The organism is Streptomyces sp. JK94, assembly GCF_053613315.1.
Genome location: NZ_JBSICH010000007.1, coordinates 149,240 through 169,613 on the forward strand (window position 1 = coordinate 149,240; position 20,374 = coordinate 169,613).

The following is a 20,374-nucleotide window of genomic DNA, read 5'->3' on the forward strand; positions in this document are numbered from 1 at the left end:
TTCGGCCTCCTACGCCGCGACGAGATACGAGAAGACGGACTCGAGGGACTCGTCGGACGGCGAGACCGCGAGCAGGCGGATGCCGTGGTCGCGGGCGACCCTCGGCAGCAGGGCCGTGAACCGGCCGAAGTCGACGGCCTGGATACGCAGGGCGCCCTCGGCGAGGTCGACCTCGATGCCGGACGTCGACGGGTCCGCGATGAGCGCTGCCGCCAGGGCCCGGTCGTCGCTGGAACGCACCAGGTAACGGTGCGGCCGGTCGGTCATCAGGCGGCGGATCTTGCGGAAGTCGCCGCCGGCCGCGTGCCGGCCGGCCACGATGACCTCGATGTGCCAGGCGAGCTGTTCGACCTCTTCGAGGATGTGCGAGGAGAACAGCACCGTGCGGCCCTCGTCCCCCATCCGCCGCAGCAGGTCCATCAGCTGCATGCGCTGGCGCGGGTCCATGCCGTTGAACGGTTCGTCGAGCAGGAGCAGCGAAGGGTTGTGCACGAGGGCGCTCGCCATCTTCACGCGCTGCCGCATGCCCTTGGAGTACGTGGCGATCTTCCGGTCCTGCGCGTACTCCATCTGCACGGTGGCGAGCGCCTCCTGGGCCGCCTTCGCTCCCAGGCCGTGCAGCTCGGCGTTGGCGAGGACGAATTCGCGGCCGGTGAGGAAGTCGTACATCGACTCGCGTTCGGGGACGACCCCGATGTGCCGGTAGATGGCCTCGTTGCGCCAGACCGGCCGGTCGTCGAGGGTGACGCTGCCGGTCGAGGGGGCGAGGAAGCCGCCCATCATGTTGATGAGGGTGGACTTGCCCGCGCCGTTGGGGCCGAGGAGCCCGGTGACACCGGGGCCGATCGTCATCGTGATGTCGTTGACGGCGACCACGTTGCCGAACCAGCGGGAGACGTGGTCGATGTTCAGCGTGGTCACAGTCCCACCTTCGAGTAGCGGCGCATCAGCAGGCCGTAGGCGCCGGCGATCATGCCCAGGGTGACGAGGACGTAGACCGCCCCTTCGCCGTTGCTCGGCCCCACCCCGCCGGGGAATGACGAGGTGGCGCCCAGGAAGGCGGACTGCACACCGTCGATGAGGGTGATCGGCGAGAACAGGCCGATCCAGGCGACGGCTCCCGGGCTGCCCTGGACTTCCGCGATGGCCTGGAGCGTGGAGACCGCGCCGTAGGTGATGGTCAGCACGGCGATGACGGCCGCGATACCGAATCCGCGGCGCGGCGTGACCGACGCGACGACCAGCCCGATACCGGCGAAGAGGAGCGACAGCAGTGCCACGGAGACGAGTCCCTGTGCGAACCCCTTGCTCTGGTCCGCGAAGTCGAGTTTGGCGAGCAGCGCGCCCACGTAGAGCACCAGCAGGGGAGCCGCGGTGAGGATGAACAGCGCCGAGGCGAGCGACGCGTACTTGGCGCGGACGTAGTCGGAGGTCTCGATCGGACGCGAGAAGTACAGCGGCACGGTCTTGAAGCGCAGGTCGCGGGAGACGGACTGCGGGGCCTGCGAGGCGACGTAGAGGCTGATGACGGCCTGGAGGACGATCGCGTAGCGCGTGTAGTCCAGAGGCAGGTCGTTCGCCTTGGTGACCACGGTGACGGCGACCAGGATGCCCGCGACCAGGCACATCACCGCGAACAGCAGCATCGGCAGCACCTTCGACCTGGCCGAGCGGCCGAAGCCGTAGGCACCGCGCAGGGACTGCGAGTACAGCGAGCGGCGGGCGTAGGCGCGGCCCAGACGGGGGCCGTCGTAGCTGCGGTAGCCGATGTTGTGGATGCGGGTCTGGTCACCCGGGACCGTGGCTGTGGGCTGTTCAGCTGCCATGGCCGACCGCCTCCTTCCGTTCTGCGTCGCTGTCCTGGAAGACCTCCGAGATGTGGTGCCGGCGCTGTTCCATGCGCACCAGGCCGAGGCCGAGGTCGGCGATGACGTCCCGGACCAGGTCGTAGGTCTCTTCGCCCGCCGCGGTGAGCAGCAGGACGTGTCCGGCGCCGGGCAGGCCGCTGCCGTCCTGGACGGTCACCCCGCGCGCGTCGAGCGCGTCGCGCACCGCGCGGGTGCCGTCGGGGTGGTCGTCGGTGTCGGTGACCTCGATCGCCAGGGTCGTCGTGGTCTGGGTGAAGTCGGTGGTGGAGCTGGAGCGCAGCAGTTTGCCGCCGTCCACGACGACGACGTGGTCGCAGGTGCGTTCCAGTTCGCCCAGCAGGTGCGAGGTGACCAGGACCGAGATGCCGAAGTCGGTGTGGATGCGGCGGATGAGGCCGAGCATCTCGTCGCGGCCGACCGGGTCGAGGCCGTTGGTCGGCTCGTCGAGAAAGACCAGCCGCGGGTCGTGGACGAGGGCCTGCGCGAGCTTCACGCGCTGCTTCATGCCGGTCGAATAGCCGCCCATGGGCCGGTAGCGCTCCTCGTACAGACCGACGTGGCGCAGGGTGTCGGCCGTGCGTTCGCGGGCGGCGGTGGGGGGCAGGCCGGACATGCGTGCCATGTGGACGACGAACTCGGTGGCCGAGACGTCGGGCGGCAGGCAGTCGTGTTCCGGCATGTAGCCGACTCGCTCGCGGATGTCGGCGCCCTTGGTCGCGACGTCGAGTCCGAGCACTTCGGCCCGGCCCTCGGTGGCGGGGGAAAGACCCAGCAGGATCTTGATCAAGGTGGACTTGCCGGCGCCGTTGGCACCGACGAGTCCGGTCACACCGGGTCCGACGTCCATGGAGAGCCGGTCGAGTGCGGTCACCCGGGGGTACCGCTTGCTCAGGCTTTCGGTCGCGATCACAGTCACATCCCTGACGGTAGTGACGCGGGCCACTGAGGTCGTCAGACCGGAGAGCCGTCTTGGAGTCAGACTCGAGTAGTACGGGCCCGGAGGGGGTCCCGTACCTGAGAGCCATGCAGCGGTGCCCGGGGTCGCCCACGACCGCCCTATTGACGGTAGGTCTAACAACTGGGAGATTCGGCGGCGTCACGTGGCGAGCGGTTCGCTCGGCGGCGCGGACCGCGCCGCTCGGGCCGGGTGGCGGATGGATCGGGGTGGCATGACGACGGCGGCGCGGCCGGACACCGTACGGAGTCGCGGGGTTCGGGCGGGTGCGGTTCTCGTCCGTGCAGGGGCCGGGGCCGTGGCGGGCCGGCCGGCCGGAGCCGGGCGTTCCCGAGCGCGGTGCGGCCAGGACGCAAGGCGCGTGGCCGCGCAAGGCGCGTGGCCGCGCAAGGCGCGTGGCCGCGCAAGGCGCGTGGCCGCCGGCCGGCGTGCGGAGTCCACGAGGGCGTGGCCCGGTTCCTGGTCCGCCGGAGCCGTGCCGGCCGGTACCAGACCCGTCCCTTCGGTGCGCCCGCCCCGGCGGTGGACCGAGCACGGGCAGGGGGTCTGCCCCCGGGCCGGCACCTGGCGACCGGACGACGAACTGCCGCACGGGCGGCGCTGGACGGAGGAGAGATGGCGTTGGACGGTGCGCGGGAGCGCTGGGTGCGCACGGGCGGGGTCGAGCTGTGCGTGGCCGAACTGGGCGACCCGCTTCGGCCCACGGTCGTCCTGGTGCACGGCTACCCGGACAGCAAGGAGGTCTGGTCCGAGGTGGCCACCCGCCTCGCCGGCCGCTTCCACGTGGTCCTCTACGACGTCCGGGGCCACGGCCGGTCCACCGCGCCGGTCCCGCTGCGGGGCGGGTTCACGCTGGAGAAGCTGACGGACGACTTCCTTGCGGTGGCCGACGCCGTCAGCCCCGAGCGGCCCGTGCACCTGGTGGGTCACGACTGGGGCTCCGTGCAGTCCTGGGAGTTCGTCACGGTCGGGCGCACCAAGGGCCGTATCGCCTCCTTCACCTCGATGTCCGGACCGTCCCTCGACCACTTCGGGCACTGGATCGACGAACGTCTGCGGCGCCCCACCCCGCGCCGGGTCGCCCAGCTGCTCGGCCAGGGCGCCAAGTCCTGGTACGTCTGTCTGCTGCACACACCCGTACTGCCCGAGCTGGCCTGGCGCGGCCCCCTCGGCAGGAGCTGGCCGGGCATCCTCCGGCGCGTCGAGAAGATCGCCGACGGCGGATACCCGACCCCGTCCCTGCCGACGGACGCGGCGCACGGGGCGTGGCTGTACCGGGACAACGTCCGGCCCCGGCTGCGCCACCCTCGCGCCGACGCCTACGCGCACACGCCCGTGCAGCTCATCACGCCCCTCGGCGACGCGTTCCTGTCGGAACGGCTCTACGACGGCCTGGAGCGGTGGGCGCCGCGGCTGACCCGCCGTACGCTGCCCGCCAAGCACTGGGTGCCGCGCACCCGGCCGGACCGGCTGGCGGACTGGATCACGGAGTTCGTCACCGCCGTCGAGGGCGGACGGCCCGGTCCAGCGGCGAGCGGGAAGCACGCCGACCGCTTCGGCGGCCAGTTGGTGCTGGTCACCGGGGCGGGCGGTGGCATCGGGCGGGCCACGGCGCTCGCCTTCGCCGAGGCCGGCGCCCGCGTGGTGGCCGTCGACCGCGACGCCGAGTCCGCCGCCCGCACCGCGGAGCTGTCGCGGCTGATCGGAGCGTCGGCGGCCTGGGCGGAGACCGTCGACGTCTCCGACGAGCAGGCCATGGACAAACTCGCGGCCAAGGTCGCCGCCGAGTACGGCGTGGTGGACGTCCTGGTCAACAACGCCGGGATCGGCCTGTCGGGTTCCTTCTTCGACACCACGCCGCAGGACTGGAAGAAGGTCCTCGACGTCAACCTGTGGGGCGTGATCCACGGCTGCCGCCTGTTCGGCAGGCAGATGACCGAACGCGGGCAGGGCGGCCACATCGTCAACATCGCCTCGGCTGCGGCCTTCCAGCCGTCCAGGGTGCTGCCCGCCTACGGCACCTCCAAGGCGGCCGTGCTAATGCTGAGCGAGTGCCTGCGCGCCGAGCTGGCCGGGCAGGGGATCGGGGTCACGGCGATCTGCCCCGGCCTGGTCAACACCGGTATCACCTCGACGGCGCGCTTCGCGGGCGTCGACGCCGACGAGGAGAGGCGCCGGCAACGGCGGACGGCACGGTGGTACGGACTGCGCAACTACCCGCCCGAGAAGGTGGCCGACGTCGTCCTGGAAGCGGTGGTGCGCGACAGGCCCGTGGTCCCTGTGACGCCCGAGGCGCGTGGTGCCCACCTCCTGTCCCGTCTCCTTCCGGGGGTACTGAGGCGCCTCGCCCGGGTGCGACCGCCGCTGTAGTTTCCACAGGAGGCACCAATTCGCCTGTGGATAACTGCACTTGACTGTGGATCAAACCTGGGCGGCGAAATCGTTCGCGTGATGTGCGTCGCAATCGGCAGGCTGGTTCCATACAACAGGAACACACGGATGCCAGACGCATCGTGCAGGTGTCCAGATATCCGTCGAAACATCTGCGCCACCGGCCGGAGAGGATCGGCCTCACCCTCGACGAGGGCGGATGGGTCGAGATCGACACACTGATCACCGTGGCCGCCGCGCACGGCTTCCGCTTCACCCGCGAAGAGCTCGACCACGTGGTCGCCACCCACGACAAACGGCGCTTCGCGATCGAGGACGCCCGTATTCGCGCCAGTCAGGGTCACAGCGTCGACGTGGACCTCGGACTGGCCGCGGCGACCCCGCCGCCGTACCTCTGCCACGGGACCGTCACCCGTCACCTGGACGCGATCCGCACCGAGGGGCTGCGGGCGATGAACCGGCACGACGTGCACCTCTCGCCGGACCGCGAGACCGCGACCCCGGCCGGTGCCCGCCGAGGCGGGCCGATCGTGCTGTCGGTGGACGCCGGCGCCATGCACCGTGACGGACACGTCTTCCACGTCAGCGCGAACGGTGTCCGGCTGACGCAGCACGTGCCGCCTCGGTATCTGCCCTTTCCCACGCAGCACTGGCCCCTACCGCCCGGACGGACGTGCGTCGGGTTCGGGGGAGCGCCCGCATCCCGGGTGACGCCGCGTGCGCTTGGTGATCCACAGCCGTGCGTACGCCGAGGCGAACGCACACAGCTCGCGCCGGCGCCCTCTCGCCCTTCGTGGCCTCGCAGCCGCGTACGGTGACGCCGGTGGTTGTTTCACGTGAAACCCGGTCGACCCGCATAGGCTCGGAGCCATGAGTCTGCGCCTGAGCACTGTGATCCTTCCGTACCGCCGCTGGCACGAAGGCGGGCGTTCAGCCTGGACCCGTGCCGAGCAGCTCGGCTTCCACACCGCGTACACCTACGACCACCTGTCCTGGCGGAGCTTCCGGGACGGCCCGTGGTTCGGTGCCGTGCCGACGCTCACCGCGGCCGCCGCCGTCACCGAACGGCTTCGCCTGGGCACGCTGGTGACCTCACCGAACTTCCGGCACCCGGTGACGCTCGCCAAGGAGCTGATCTCCCTCGACGACATCTCCGGCGGCCGGACCACGCTCGGCATAGGAGCGGGCGGAACCGGCTTCGACGCCACCGCCCTCGGCCAGGAGCCGTGGACTCCGCGCGAGCGGGCCGACCGGCTCGCCGAGTTCCTCCCACTGCTCGACCGGTTGCTGACCGAGGACGCCGTGTCGTACGAGGGGGACTTCTACTCGGCCCACGAGGCGCGCAACATCCCGGGGTGTGTGCAGCGGCCCCGGCTGCCGTTCGCGGTGGCCGCGACCGGACCCCGTGGGCTGCGGCTCGCCGCGCGGTACGGCCAGGCATGGGTGACCACGGGCGACCCGAAGTTGTACGAGAACGGCACCCCCGAGCAGTCGGACCGGGCACTGCGGGGGCAGGCGGACAGGCTGGCCGACGCCTGCGCCGTGATCGGCCGGGAAGTGGGCGAGCTGGACAAGGTCATGCTCACCGGCTTCACACCGGACCGCAGCCGCCCCCTGGAGTCCGTGGACGCCTTCGTCGACTTCGCCGGCCGGCACCGGGACCTCGGATTCACGGAACTCGTCGTGCACTGGCCGATCCCGGACTCCGACTTCACGGCGGACGACAAGATCTTCGAACGGATCGCCATGGAGGCACCGGCACAGCTGGAGGGATGAGAACCATGGCTCACAGATGTGCGGACTCGCGCACGTGCGTGCAGGCATATGCGTGACAATGACCGGGTGATCTCAGCGACCCGACCGCCCGAGCCCCCGGCCGCCGCCACCCGCCCGCGCCTCATCGCCACCGACCTCGACGGCACCCTGCTGCGCGACGACCAGTCGGTCTCCCCGCGCACGGTCGCCGCACTGGCGGCCGCCGAGAAAGCGGGCATCGAGGTCTTCTTCGTCACCGGTCGCCCCGCCCGCTGGATGGACGTCGTCAGTGCCCACGTCCACGGTCACGGCCTCGCCATCTGCGGCAACGGCGCCGCCGTGGTCGACCTGCACGGCGGCCCCGGTCAGCACCGGTTCGTGAAGGTGCGGGAGCTGGCCCGGGAGAACGCGCTGGACGCCGTACGGCTCCTGCGCGAGACGGCGCCCGGCACGGTGTACGCGGTCGAGCAGACCTACGGGTTCCACCAGGAGCCCGCTTACCCGAAGCTGCACATGGAGGTCCCCGACAACCTCCTGTCCGCCGAGGAACTCCTGGCGCCCGACGGTCGCGCCGCCGCCGAGCCGATCCTCAAGATCCTGGCGTACCACCCCGAGCTGGACCCCGACGGCTTCCTCGGGCTGGCCCGCCTCGCCATCGGCGCCCGCGCCAACGTCACCCGCTCCAGCCCCAGCGCCCTGCTGGAGATCAGTGGGCCGGAGGTGTCCAAGGCCAGCACGCTCGCGCTGTGCTGTGCCGAGCGCGGCATCTCGCACGAGGAGGTCGTCGCCTTCGGTGACATGCCGAACGACATCGAAATGCTCACCTGGGCGGGACAGTCGTACGCGATGGGCAACGCGCACCCGGACGTGATCGCCGCCGCGTCGGGCCGGACGGTCGCCAACAACGACGACGGGGTGGCGGTCGTGATCGAACGGGTGCTGGCGGACCTGCCCGAGTAGCCGTCCGCCGGCTCCTTCCCGTCCCGTCGGGGCGTCACCCCGCGCTGCGACGGCCCACGGCACCGGGTCGAGCGCCGAACCCGTCCCCGGTGTGACCCGGACCCCGAAATGCAGGTGCGGCCCGGTGGAGTTCCCGGCGCTGCCCGAACTGACCGATCCACTGACCGGGCCGGACCCGTCAGCCGGGAGCGGGCCGCCTCGAGCCTGTCCTCGATCCTCCTCTTCAGCTCCGCCGGTCCGGCGTTGCGTTCCTCCAGCGCCTCCCACGCCACCCACGCCTCCCGCGCCACCCGCGCCACCCGCGCCTCGGCCTCGTCCGAGGCGAGCCGGGCTCGGCCCGCAGGCTCTTGCCGATGGCCCTGTCGACGGCCAGATCGGCACGCGCGAGCGTCCGCCGGCCACGCATCAGCTCGTCGGGATCGTCCGCGAGGATCATCCGCGCGGTGAGCGGGAGCCCGCCGCCGTCGCGGTACCGGGCGCGTGCGATCCGGCCCAGGTCCTCGTGCACGGCGTCGACCCTCCGCCGCTACCGGTCGAGCCGCTTCTCGTACGCCAGGGCCCCTGACGGTCCGGCGAGGAGCCGGGAGACGCTGCTGATGGCGTGACCCGAGCCTCATGAGACCCCTTTCCTGGGAAAGCCGGATGCTCCGGGAGTGTCGTGAGACATCGGTACGGCGACTCCGCTCAGCGCGCTCCCACCAGCAGGTCCGACGCCGCCTCCCGTTCGGCCATCGCCCGCAGCGGCCCCGGCACGGCGGCCAGCTCCGCATACGCCCCCCGCTGCACCACGAGGCCCTCGTCGAGCACGATCACCTCGTCCACGGCCTCCAGACCCGCCAGCCTGTGCGTGATCAGCAGAGTCGTACGGCCCTCGGTGACGGCCAGCAGATCGGCGGTGAGCGCGTCGGCGGTCGGCAGGTCCAGGTGCTCGGCGGGCTCGTCGAGCACGAGGACCGGGAAGTCGGCGAGCAGCGCCCGGGCCAGTGCCAGCCGCTGCCGCTGCCCGCCGGACAGCCGGGCGCCGTGCTCCCCGACCAGCGTGTCCAGACCGTCGGGCAGGCTGTCCGCCCACTCCAGCAGCCGGGTCCGCGCCAGCGCGTCGCGCAATTCGTCTTCGGTGGCGTCCTTCCTGGCCAGGAGCAGGTTCTCGCGCACCGAGCTGTCGAAAAGGTGTGCGTCCTGGGCGCAGAGTCCGACGTGTCGCCGGACGTCGTCGCCGGCCAGCGCGTAGGCGTCGACACCGGCCAGCGTGTAGGAACCCGCGTCCGCGTCGAGAAACCGCAGCAGCACCTGGGCCAGCGTCGTCTTGCCGGACCCGGACGGCCCGACCACGGCGACACGGCGCCCCTCCGTCAGCGTCACGTCGAGCCCCGCCAGAGCGTCCCGGTGCTGCCCGGCGTGGCGCGCGGCCAGCCCTTTGAGGACGACCGGGAACGGCGACGCGGGAGCCTGCCGGGGCGTCTCCGGTTCCCGCACCGGATCGGCGGCGTCGAGCACCTCGTACACGCGCTCGGCGCTCCTGCGCACGCGCTGCCGGTACTGCACGGCCAGTGGCAGCCCGAGTACGGCCTCGAAGGCGGCCAGCGGAGTCAGCACGACGACGGCCACGGCCACGCCGGTGAGCCGGCCGTCGGCGACCGCCTGGACCCCGACGAGGGCGGCGCCCGCGACGGTCAGACCGGAGACCAGCGCGGTGAGCCCGTCACCCAGCGCGGTGGCGGTGGCCGCACGCGAGGCGATCCGGGTGAGCGTGCCGTCGGCCCGGCGCGCGGCGGCGGCCCGGGCGGGCAGCGCGCCGGCGACGGTCAGCTCGGCGGTGCCGCTGAGCAGATCGGTCACCCTGGTGGAGAGCAGTCCACGGGCGGGGGCCAGCCGGCCCTCGGCCCGCCGTGCCACGGCGGCGGTGACCAGCGGGACACCGGCCCCGGCCGCCAGCAGACCGATCGCGAGCACGGCGCCGGCCGCCGGCAGCAGCCATGCCGTGAAGCCGACCGACGCGGCCGAGACGACCACCGCGGACGCGGCGGGCAGGAGCCAGCGCAGCCAGTAGTCCTGCAGGGCGTCGACGTCGGCGACGAGCCGGGACAGCAGGTCTCCCCGCCGACTGCGGCGCAGCCCCGCGGGTGCGAGCCGCTCCAGCCGCCGGAACACGGCGACCCGGGTGTCGGCCAGCATCCTCAGCACGGCGTCGTGCGACACGAGTCGCTCCGCATAGCGGAACACGGCCCGCCCGATGCCGAAGGCACGCGTCGCCGTCACGGCCATCATCAGGTACAGCACCGGCGGCTGCTCGGAGGCCCGCGAGATCAGGTAGCCGGAGGTGGCCATCAGGCCGACGGCACTGCCGAGCGCCAGGCTGCCGAGCAGCAGTGCGAGACCGATCCGCCCGCGACGCGCCGCGGACATGGCACGCACCCGGGCGAGGGCACCGCCTCGGGGCTCCGGCGAGGGCCCCCGGTCGTCGAGGGGGACCGGAGCAGCCCCTCCGGCGGCCTCTTCGCGGAGGCTCGCGGCCGGGGCCGCGCGGGAGCCGTCGGCCACCCCGCGAGCCCCGTCGGTCGCGGTCCCCGGGGCCGGCTCCCCCAGCCGCACCACCCGGTCGGCCACCTCCAGCAGGGCCGGACGGTGCACCACCAGCAGCACCGTCCGCCCCTCGGCGAGCCTTCGCACGGCGGTCACGACCTCGGCCTCGGTGGTCCCGTCCAGAGCGGCCGTCGGCTCGTCGAGGAGCAGGACCGGCCGGTCCGCGAGGAACGCCCTCGCCAGCGCCAGCCGCTGCCGCTGTCCGGCGGACAGCCCGGCCCCGTCCTCGCCGAGCACGGTCCCCGCCCCCTCGGGCAACGCGTCCACGAACGTGAGCGCGCCCGCGTCCCGCAGCGCTTGCCGTACGGCGGCGTCATCGGCGTCCGGCCGGGCCAGGCGTACGTTCTCGGCGATGGTGCCGGCGTACAGGTGGGGGCGTTGCGGAACCCAGGCGACACGGGCGTGCCACTGCGCCAGGTCGAGCGTCGCGAGGTCGGCTCCCCCGATCCTGACCTGTCCCCCGGCCGGACGCACGAAGCCCAGGAGGGTGTTGAGGAGCGTCGACTTGCCCGCCCCGCTCGGGCCGACGAGCGCGACCGTCTCCCCGGGCCGGACGGTGAGGCGCACGTCCGTCACGGCGTCCGCGGTACGTCCCCGGTAGCGGACGGTCACAGCCTCGAAGGACAGGGAGCCGCCCGCCGGCACCGGGCCGGTCCCCGACGCCGGTACCGGTTGTTCCAGCACCGCGAAGATCTCGTCGGCGGCGGCGAGGCCTTCGGCCGCCGCGTGGTACTGCGCTCCCACCTGCCGCAACGGCAGATAGGCCTCGGGCGCGAGCACGAGCACGACCAGGCCGTCGTACAGGGCCATGTCGCCGTGGACGAGCCGCATGCCGATGGTGACGGCGACGAGCGCCACGGAGAGGGTGGCGAGCAGTTCCAGCGCGAAGGACGACAGGAAGGCGATCCGCAGCGTCCGCATGGTCGCCTGACGGTAGGCGCCGGTGATGCGCTTGACCGAATCGGCCTGCGCCTTGGCCCGCCCGAAGACCTTCAGCGTCGGCAGCCCCGCGACCACGTCCAGGAAGTGACCGGACAGCCGGGACAGCAGCTGCCACTGGCGGTCCATCCGGGACTGTGTGGCCCAGCCGATCAGCACCATGAAGACCGGGATGAGCGGCAGCGTGCCGACGATGATGGCCGCCGACACCCAGTCCTCGGTGACGATGCGGGCCAGCACCGCCACGGGTACGACGACCGCGAGCCCCAGTTGGGGCAGGTAGCGCGAGAAGTAGTCGTCGAGGGCATCGACTCCGCGGGTGGCCAGCGCGACCAGCGATCCGGTCCGCTGTCCGCTCAGCCAGCCGGGACCGAGCACGGTGGCCCGCTCCAGCAGCCGGCCCCGCAGCTCCGACTTCACCGCCGCGCTCGCCCGGTGTGCCGCCAACTCGGTCAGCCAGCCGATCAGCGCGCGTCCGCCGGCTACGACGACCAGGAGTAGCAGGGGAGTGCGGAGTTCGGCTGCCGTCATGCCGTGCTGGAAGGCGCCCACCACCACCTCGGCGATGAGCATCGCCTGCGCGACGAGCAGCCCGGCCCCGACCGTGCCCAGGGCGACGACCGCCGCCAGGAAGAACCGGGTGGCGCGGGCATACCGCAGAAGACGTGGATCGATGGGTTTCACGTGAAACATGCCCTCCCGTCCCGAGAGTGTGTTTCACGTGAAACGTGACGCCGTGCCACGTGAACACACCCGTCCGGACTCAGTGCGCGGCTTCGGCGAGGTGCTGTGTGCCGATCCGCTTGCGGAACACCCAGTACGTCCAGCCCTGGTAGAGCAGGACGACCGGCGTGGCGACCGCGGCCAGCCAGGTCATGATCTTGAGGGTGTAGGGGCTGGACGAGGCGTTGGTGACGGTGAGGCTCCACTCCGCTTCGAGTGTGGACGGCATGACGTTCGGAAAGAGCGTCAGGAAGAGCATCGCCACGGCGGCCACGATGGTGAGGCCGGACAGCGTGAACGCCCATCCCTCGCGACCTGCCTGGTTGGCCATCAGGGCGACGACCAGCGACGCGACGGCCACCGCGAGCGCGACCAGGCTCTTGCCGTCGCCGCTGTCGAATTGCGTCCAGAGCAGGAACACCAGAGCCAGCGCGGCCGTCAGGAGTCCCACGCGCAGCGCCAGGGCCCGTGCCCGCTCACGGATCTCACCGACGGTCTTGAGCGCGGTGAAGACCGTCCCGTGGAAGGTGAACAGCGTCAGCGTGACCAGGCCGCCCAGCAGGGCGTACGGGTTGAGCAGATCCCCGACGGAACCCACGTACTCCATGTCCTGGTCGATCTTCACGCCACCGACGATGTTGCCGAAAGCCACGCCCCACAGGAACGCCGGGATCAGCGAGGTCCAGAAGATCGCGGTCTCCCAGTTGCGCTGCCAGCGCTCCTCGGGCCGCTTCACCCGGTACTCGAAGGCGACGCCCCGGACGATCAGACAGACCAGGATGACGAGCAGCGGGAGGTAGAAGCCGGAGAAGAGCGTGGCGTACCACTCGGGGAAGGCGGCGAAGGTCGCGCCGCCGGCCGTGAGCAGCCACACCTCGTTGCCGTCCCACACGGGGCCGATGGTGTTGATCAGCACCCGCTTCTCGGCCCGGTTCCGGGCCAGCAGCCTGGTGAGCACGCCGACCCCGAAATCGAAGCCCTCCAGGAAGAAGTAGCCGGTCCACAGGACGGCGATCAGAACGAACCAGACGTCGTGCAGTTCCATGACTGTGCAGCTCCCTCGGCCTAGTACGAGAAGGCCATCGGCTTGTCGGCGTCACGGAGATCGCCGCCGACCTTCGTGGGCGGGTTGCGGTCGGCCTCGGTGAGCTCGGGCGGGCCCGCCTTGACGTACTTGGCGAGCAGCCTGACCTCGATGACGGCGAGGACGGCGTAGAGCGTGGTGAAGACCACCATCGAGGTGATGACCTCGGCCTGGGACACACCGGGGGAGACCGCGTCGCGGGTCTGCATCACGCCGTAGACGACCCAGGGCTGCCGGCCCATCTCGGTGAAGATCCAGCCCCAGGAGTTGGCGATCAGCGGGAACGCCATGGTCCAGAGGGCCAGGAGCCAGTACAGGCGGGTGAGTTTCGTGCTCAGTGGCTTCCGGAGCAGCACCAGGTGCGGCACCTCGTCCTCGCCGGTCCGCAGGCCGGGGGGCAGCAGGAACCTCTTCCGCGTCAGCCACAGGCCCAGCAGTCCGAGGGAGAAGGACGCCATGCCGAAACCGATCATCCAGCGAAATCCCCAGTAGGCGACGGGGACGATGGGCTTGTAGTCACCCGGGCCGAACTGCTCCTGCAGGGCCTTGTTGGTGTCGTTGATACCGGGCACGTACGAGTCGAAGTCGCTGTGCGCCAGGAAGGACAGCAGCCCGGGGATCTCCAGGGCGACCTTGTTGTGGCCCTCGTCGACGTCCCCGTAGGCGAAGACGGAGAAGGGCGCCGGTTCCTCGCCGTCCCACAGGGCCTCGGCGGCGGCCATCTTCATCGGCTGCTGCTCGTACATGACCTTGCCGAGGGTGTCGCCACTGATCGCGGTGAGCATGCCCCCGACGGCCAGGGTGACCAGACCGAGCCGGAGCGACGTCCGCATCACCGGGATGTGCTTCTTGCGCATCAGGTGGAAGGCCGCGATGCCGACCATGAAGGCGCCGCCCGTCAGGAAAGCCGCCGAGAAACTGTGGAAGACCTGGTTGAGGGTGGTGTTCTGGGTCAGGACTGCCCAGAAGTCGGTGAGCTCCGCGCGGCCCTTCTCCTCGTTGATCCGGTAACCGACGGGATGCTGCATCCAGGAGTTGGCCGCGAGGATGAAGTACGCCGACAGCAGGGTGCCGATCGAGACCATCCAGATGCAGGCCAGGTGGAGCTTCTTGGGCAGCTTGTCCCAGCCGAAGATCCACAGGCCGATGAAGGTGGACTCGAAGAAGAAGGCGATCAGCGCCTCGAAGGCGAGCGGAGCCCCGAAGACATCGCCCACGAAGCGGGAGTAGTCGGACCAGTTCATGCCGAACTGGAACTCCTGCACGATGCCGGTGACGACACCCATGGCGATGTTGATCAGGAAGAGCTTGCCCCAGAACTTGGTCGCCTTGAGGTACTTCTCCTTCTCCGTGCGGACCCAGGCGGTCTGCAACCCGGCCGTGAGGGCGGCCAGCGAGATCGTCAGGGGGACGAACAGGAAGTGGTAGACGGTCGTGATGCCGAATTGCCAGCGCGCCAGCGTCTCCGGCGCCAGAGCCATGTCCACGTCGTCACTCTCCTTGCGTTGCCACTCACCGTGTCGGCGGCAGTTTGAGCGTGTATGTCACACCTATGTCGGGCGCAACCGGGACACGCTTGTGAACGCGTTCACATTCACAAGCAATTATGACGTACTGCTTTTCGGCATCGGAAGGGGGGTCCCCTGTGACGTCAACCCCTTGGCGCTCTTGGCGGGATCTTCAACATCTTGTTGAATTCGCCGCGTGAAGATACGGATCTCCTGGCTGCGGGACACCTCACCGCGGCACTCGACGACACACCGACCACGCAGGCCCTGCTCAAGGCCCTGCCGCTCACCGCCACCGCCCACACCTGGGGCGAGGAGGTGTACTTCGACACAGGTGTGTCGGTTTCACGTGAAACCGACGCCCGGCAGGTCGTCGAACCGGGCACGGTCGCCTTCTGGGTCGACGGCGACGCTCTGGCACTGCCGTACGGACCCACGCCGATCTCACGAGCCGGAGAGTGCCGCCTCGCCAGTCCATGCAACGTCCTGGGCCGTCTCGACGGCGACGCGCGCCTGCTGGCGACGGTACGCAACGGCGACCCGGTACACGTCGAACTCGTCGACATGCAGGGCCGCCACCACGGCGGCCCCGAAGCTCCTACATCTCCTTGCGGAACTCTTCCGACGCCTTGAGGAAGATGTCGTTCGCCTCGCTCTCTCCGACCGTCACCCGCACACCCTCGCCCGGGAACGGCCGGATGACCACGCCGGCCCGCTCGCACGCATCCGCGAAGGCGACCGTCCGCTCCCCCAGCCGCAGCCACACGAAGTTGGCCTGGGTCTCCGGCACCGTCCAGCCCTGCGCGCGCAGTGCGTCGACCACGCGCGTGCGCTCGCACACCAGCGAACCGACCCGGCCGATCAGCTCGTCCTCGGCACGCAACGAGGCGATCGCCGCCTCCTGGGCGATCTGGCTGACCCCGAACGGCACCGCCGTCTTGCGCAACGCCGCCGCCACCGGCTCGTGGGCGATCGCGAAGCCGACCCTGAGGCCGGCGAGACCGTACGCCTTGGAGAAGGTCCGCAGGACGCAGACGTTGGGGCGCTCACGGTAGATCTCCACGCCGTCCGGCACCTCGGGGTCGCGGATGAACTCGCGGTACGCCTCGTCGAGGACCACCAGGACGTCGCTCGGCACCCGGTCCAGGAACCGCTCCAGCTCGGCCCGCCGCACCACCGTGCCCGTCGGGTTGTTGGGGTTGCAGACGAAGACCAACCGGGTCCGGTCGGTGATCGCGGCCGCCATCGCATCCAGGTCGTGCACGTCACCCGACGTCAGCGGTACCTTCACGGACGTCGCGCCGCTGATCTGCGTGATGATCGGGTACGCCTCGAAGGAACGCCAGGCGTAGATCACCTCGTCGCCCGGGCCGGAGGTCGCCTGGATCAGCTGCTGGGCCACACCGACCGAGCCGGTGCCGGTGGCGAGGTGGGAGAGGGGCACGCCGAACCGGTCCGACAGCTCGCTCATCAGAGACGTACAGGCCATGTCCGGGTAGCGGTTGAAAGACGCCGCCACGGCCGTCACCGTCTCCATGACGCCCGGCAGAGGCGGGTAGGGGTTCTCGTTGGAGGACAGCTTGTAGGCCACCGGGCCGTCGGCCGCTGCGGGTTTGCCCGGCTTGTAGGTAGGGATTCCCTCCAACTCGGCGCGCAGCTTGGGGCTCGTCTCGCTCACCGCAGTCCTCCTCGTGACCACCACCATCGAATACTTCTCACCTTAAGAGGATTCGGCGCTGCTGCGTATAGGTGAGGCCAGACCTGCTTCAGAGCCCCTCCACCACACTGGCATCAGGGGCATCAGCGCACGAAGGCGCATGATTCGGGGGGCGCGCCGCACATATATCTACGCGCTGGTGGCTCGCGCCGTGGCGCGCATCCCCCGTGCAGGTGAGTTGAGACCTCTTCGCAACATCCGCCACGCAGCAGGCCCTCGCGGGTCGGCACGCCAGATACTGGCCTGAAGGGCATCAACTGGCTTGCTTTCCATGCTTGTTAGAGCGGAATGATCTTGCAGAAACGTGACTGTCAACGCATGCATATGCGTCCGCCCTACCCCACCCGATGAGCCCTACTATCGGCTCGCCATGACAGCAGCAGGGAAGCACCAGGTGAGCCGCGCGGAAACCTCCCGTCGAGGCAACCGGCCGGGCCGGGCGGGCATCAGGGACGTGGCCGCCGCCGCCGGAGTATCCATCACGACCGTCTCCGACGCCCTCAACGGCAAGGGCCGACTCCCGGATGCCACCCGGCGCCATGTGCGCGAGGTCGCCGACCGACTGGGCTACCGGCCCTCGGCCGCCGCCCGCACGCTCCGCACCGGCAAGTCGGGACTGATCGGCCTCACCGTGACGACGTACGGGGATGAACCTTTCACCTTCACCGAGTTCGCGTACTTCGCCGAGATGGCGCGGGCCGCCACGTCCGCCGCGCTGGCCCGCGGCTACGCCCTTGTCATCCTCCCGGCGACCTCCCGTCACGACGTGTGGTCCAACGTCGCACTCGACGGCACGGTCGTCATCGACCCCTCGGACCACGACCCCGTCGTCAGCGAACTGGTACGCCAGGGCTTACCCGTCGTGTCCGACGGCCGCCCGGCCGGCACGCTCCCCGTGACCGCCTGGGTCGACAACGACCACGAGGCCGCCGTACTCGGCATCCTCGACCACCTGGCCGACGCCGGCGCCCGCAGGATCGGGCTGCTCACCGGCACCACGACCGACACGTACACCCATCTGTCGACCACCGCCTATCTCCACTGGTGCGAGCGCGTCGGCCAGGACCCGGTCTACGAGGCCTACCCGGCACACGATCCGTGTGCGGGCGCCGTGGCCGCCGACCGGCTGCTGGCCCGCCCCGACCGGCCCGACGCCGTCTACGGTCTCTTCGACCCGAACGGCACCGACCTGCTCGCCGCGGCCCGCCGCTACGGGCTGCGCGTCCCGGAGGACCTGCTGCTGGTGTGCTGCAGCGAGTCCACCGTGTACGCCAGCACCGAGCCGCCGATCACCACGTTGTCGCTGAAACCTCGCCGCATCGGCACGGCGGTGATCCAGGTCCTCATCGACGCCATCGAAGGACTCGACGCGGACCGGCCGATCGAGCAGGTGATACCGACCGAACTGATCGTGCGCACGTCGTCGCAGCGCCGCCCGCCCCGCACGACGGTCAGCCCACCGCGGTCACCCGAGCGCGAATAGGACCGGCGGGCCGGCACGTCCGGAGGATGGGCGCGCCCCCTTCACGGACCGGCCAAGCCCGGCCCAATCGGGGCGAAAGCCCCGGTGAACCGGAGTGTTGTTCTGATTCACCACCCCTGGGTCATCACACAGCGCGATCCGCATTCCTATGATGGGCGCACACACCGCGGGCCGCTGCGACCAGGCAGTCCGAAGCGGTGCAGATGCGGCGCGATGGTGGAGGGGTCGATGACTCAGGGGGCCGGTCAGGGACCCGAGGTGGAGCGTACGGCGACGGTGCGCGACTTCCGGGTACCCGCGTACGTCCACGAGACCGCTCCGTACGCCGCCCCAGGGGCGCACCCGAGCGAGGCCGCACCCCCTTCCGAGGAGCGGGACGAGGAGTCCTACCCGGAGGGTTACACCCCCACTCAGCGGGATCTGCCCGTCATCCGTAGGGGTGACACGGTCCAGGAGAACGTGCACCCCGAACCGGCCGTGGCGCAGCAGGACGCCACGGGCCAGGGCCCGCTGTTCGTCGTCGGTGACGTGCACGGCTACCTCGACGAGCTTCTGGCCGCCCTGCAGGAGAAGGGCCTCGTCGACGCCGCGGGCCAGTGGTGCGCGGGCACCTCCCGCCTGTGGTTCCTCGGTGACTTCACGGACCGCGGCCCGGACGGCATCGGCGTCATCGACCTGGTGATGCGGCTCTCCGCCGAGGCAGCCGCGGCCGGCGGCTACTGCAAGGCGCTGATGGGCAACCACGAGCTGCTGCTGCTCGGCGCCAAGCGGTTCGGCGACACCCCCGTCAACTCCGGCGCGGGCACCGCCACCTTCCAGGCGGCCTGGCTGCTGAACGGCGGGCAGAAGACCGACATGGACCGTCTTCAGGACCACCACCTGCAGTGGATGGCCCGCCTCGACGCCCTCGAAGAGGTCGACGGTCATCTCCTGGTGCATTCCGACACCACCACCTACCTCGACTACGGCCGCTCCATCGAGGAGGTCAACGACACCGTCCGCGAGGCGCTCACGCGCAACGACGCGGAAGAGGTGTGGGACCTGTTCCGCAAGTTCACCAAGCGCTTCTCCTTCCGCGACGAGGGCGGCGCCGACGCCGTGCGTTCCCTGCTGGATACGTACGGCGGCACCCGGATCGTTCACGGCCACAGCCCCATCCCCTACCTGCTGGGCGAAGTCGGCTCCGAGGACGGCGAGGACGACACCCGCACCGCCGTCGAGGGACCGCACGTCTACGCGGACGGACTGGCCATCGCGATGGACGGCGGGGTGACCATGGCCGGAAAACTGCTGGTCCAGCAACTGCCGCTCGAAGTCTGACCGTTCACCGGACAGCTTTCGGACGGCTTTCGGAGGGCTTTCGCGACGGCGGCGTCCGCACAGGCCGGCACCCAATTTCCGGAAACCCCCTGTCACCCTCCACCGTCACCGCTCTACCATCGGCTTATCCGTAGCAGGCTCCCCTCCGTTTCTGCCCGACGGCTCGTTGGCATGCGAGCCCCAAGCCCTACGGAGCATCGGGGGATGCACATGAACAGCGTTCCGCAGCACTTGTCGAACGAAGACCGCCAGGAGTACGAGCGGATCCTCGAGGAGGCGCTGCGCTCCGCACCACACCGCCCGGAGCTGGCCGCTGTCGGTCAGCGGCTCAACTCCGAACAGCTGCGCACCATGGCACTCAACGCCACCGCGCTCATCGCCGCGGCGGCCACGGCCGAGTACCAGCACTACGTGAAGGTCCGCGAGGAACTGCGCCATCCGGCGCCGTCCGCCCGGACGCCGGCCGCCCGCGAGTCCGGCTCCGACGAACCGGACTCGGGCGCCGCGGGACTCGCCGCCACCATGGACGAGGTCGCCGAGACGGCCGGCGCGGGTGCCGTCGCCGTCGTCGCCGTCCTGGCACCCGTCCTGGCCGGCACCGCCGCGGTGATCTTCCTGAGCGTCGGCTACGTCCTGAAGATGCTCGATCCCGAACCGGCCTTCGCGCGGACCATGCTCACCACCGGCTGGGTGTTCGGTGCCATGACCGCGGTCGCGATGCTCGTCGCCGCGGTGGGACTGCTGCTCACCGCGCTGCGCAACCGTCCGTCCGCCGAGTCCGGCTTCCACGACGAGCGCGACGAGGAAGTGGTACGGGCCCGGGACGCCTGGCGCGACGCACTGCTGGAGCGGGGCATCATGCCGTTTCTGCGGGAGGCGCTCACCACCGGCCCGGGCGCCACGGAGCTGCACCGCACGGGGCCGGCGGCACCGACGAGCCGTATGCCGCACCTCGGCTACGACCGCCCCGGGTTCACGAGCCCCGGCGAGGGCTCCGCCACGGGCCGGCGTCCGAGCTATTCGAGCCCGGATTACAGCAGTCCGGACTTCGGCGGCCCGGATCACCGGCCCGAGTAGCCACCGGCCCG

At 70.7% G+C, this 20,374-nt stretch carries 13 protein-coding genes and 2 pseudogenes; 8 read left to right on the forward strand and 7 right to left on the reverse strand.

All coding sequences use genetic code 11. The annotated features are described in order from the left end of the window. Positions 1–9: 9 nt before the first annotated feature. The 3 genes from ACVV2G_RS07295 to ACVV2G_RS07305 are packed head-to-tail and all read right to left on the reverse strand — an operon-like array spanning position 10 to position 2,778. The gene (locus ACVV2G_RS07295) at positions 10–921 is read right to left on the reverse strand and encodes an ABC transporter ATP-binding protein (RefSeq protein ID WP_453841763.1); all 912 of its coding nucleotides are present in this window, start codon (positions 919–921) and stop codon (positions 10–12) included. Beyond that, on the reverse strand, positions 918–1,826 hold the full coding sequence (locus tag ACVV2G_RS07300; RefSeq protein WP_453841764.1) for an ABC transporter permease: 909 nt from the start codon (positions 1,824–1,826) through the stop codon (positions 918–920). Before ACVV2G_RS07300 ends, ACVV2G_RS07295 begins: the two co-directional genes overlap by 4 nt. Further along, on the reverse strand, positions 1,816–2,778 hold the full coding sequence (locus ACVV2G_RS07305; RefSeq protein WP_453841765.1) for an ABC transporter ATP-binding protein: 963 nt from the start codon (positions 2,776–2,778) through the stop codon (positions 1,816–1,818). The genes ACVV2G_RS07300 and ACVV2G_RS07305 overlap by 11 nt, the downstream gene beginning before the upstream one ends. A 660-nt stretch (positions 2,779–3,438) precedes the next feature. Here ACVV2G_RS07305 and ACVV2G_RS07310 point away from each other — a divergent pair. From ACVV2G_RS07310 to ACVV2G_RS07325, 4 genes and pseudogenes are all read left to right on the forward strand, one after another. Beyond that, complete coding sequence (locus ACVV2G_RS07310) at positions 3,439–5,193, forward strand: SDR family oxidoreductase (protein WP_453841766.1); 1,755 nt, start codon at positions 3,439–3,441, stop codon at positions 5,191–5,193. A 110-nt stretch (positions 5,194–5,303) separates the two neighbouring features. Continuing rightward, positions 5,304–5,864 (forward strand): annotated as a pseudogene (locus ACVV2G_RS07315) (RNA 2'-phosphotransferase); the annotation flags it as partial. Between the two features lie 220 nt (positions 5,865–6,084). Further along, complete coding sequence (locus ACVV2G_RS07320; protein WP_453841767.1) at positions 6,085–6,990, forward strand: LLM class flavin-dependent oxidoreductase; 906 nt, start codon at positions 6,085–6,087, stop codon at positions 6,988–6,990. A gap of 48 nt (positions 6,991–7,038) precedes the next feature. Continuing rightward, a complete protein-coding gene (locus ACVV2G_RS07325) occupies positions 7,039–7,929 on the forward strand; it encodes an HAD family hydrolase (RefSeq protein WP_453841768.1) in 891 nt (296 codons plus the stop codon). A gap of 684 nt (positions 7,930–8,613) precedes the next feature. Here ACVV2G_RS07325 and cydD read toward each other — a convergent pair. The 3 genes from cydD to ACVV2G_RS07340 all read right to left on the reverse strand — a co-directional run bounded on the left by cydD (position 8,614) and on the right by ACVV2G_RS07340 (position 14,745). Continuing rightward, entirely contained in the window at positions 8,614–12,135 is a 3,522-nt protein-coding gene (gene cydD / locus ACVV2G_RS07330) for a thiol reductant ABC exporter subunit CydD (protein ID WP_453842045.1), read from the reverse strand. A 79-nt stretch (positions 12,136–12,214) separates the two neighbouring features. After that, on the reverse strand, positions 12,215–13,219 hold the full coding sequence (cydB, locus tag ACVV2G_RS07335; protein ID WP_453841769.1) for a cytochrome d ubiquinol oxidase subunit II: 1,005 nt from the start codon (positions 13,217–13,219) through the stop codon (positions 12,215–12,217). 20 nt (positions 13,220–13,239) lie between these two features. After that, entirely contained in the window at positions 13,240–14,745 is a 1,506-nt protein-coding gene (locus ACVV2G_RS07340; RefSeq protein ID WP_453841770.1) for a cytochrome ubiquinol oxidase subunit I, read from the reverse strand. Between the two features lie 217 nt (positions 14,746–14,962). Here ACVV2G_RS07340 and ACVV2G_RS07345 point away from each other — a divergent pair. Continuing rightward, positions 14,963–15,399, forward strand: a pseudogene (locus ACVV2G_RS07345) (cyclophilin-like fold protein). On the opposite strand, the gene hisC reads toward ACVV2G_RS07345, so the two are convergent. Beyond that, on the reverse strand, positions 15,365–16,444 hold the full coding sequence (gene hisC / locus ACVV2G_RS07350; protein WP_453841771.1) for a histidinol-phosphate transaminase: 1,080 nt from the start codon (positions 16,442–16,444) through the stop codon (positions 15,365–15,367). The pseudogene ACVV2G_RS07345 and the gene hisC sit on opposite strands and share 35 nt — an antisense overlap. A 409-nt stretch (positions 16,445–16,853) precedes the next feature. Between hisC and ACVV2G_RS07355 the strand changes: the two genes are divergently transcribed. The 3 genes from ACVV2G_RS07355 to ACVV2G_RS07365 all read left to right on the forward strand — a co-directional run bounded on the left by ACVV2G_RS07355 (position 16,854) and on the right by ACVV2G_RS07365 (position 20,363). Next, positions 16,854–17,966 (forward strand): LacI family DNA-binding transcriptional regulator, encoded by a 1,113-nt coding sequence (locus ACVV2G_RS07355; protein ID WP_453841772.1) that lies wholly within the window; start codon positions 16,854–16,856, stop codon positions 17,964–17,966. 213 nt (positions 17,967–18,179) lie between these two features. Beyond that, the gene (locus ACVV2G_RS07360; protein WP_453841773.1) at positions 18,180–19,286 is read left to right on the forward strand and encodes a metallophosphoesterase; all 1,107 of its coding nucleotides are present in this window, start codon (positions 18,180–18,182) and stop codon (positions 19,284–19,286) included. A 204-nt stretch (positions 19,287–19,490) separates the two neighbouring features. After that, positions 19,491–20,363, forward strand: a complete 873-nt coding sequence (locus ACVV2G_RS07365) for a hypothetical protein (RefSeq protein WP_453841774.1) — start codon at positions 19,491–19,493, stop codon at positions 20,361–20,363. Positions 20,364–20,374: the final 11 nt, after the last annotated feature.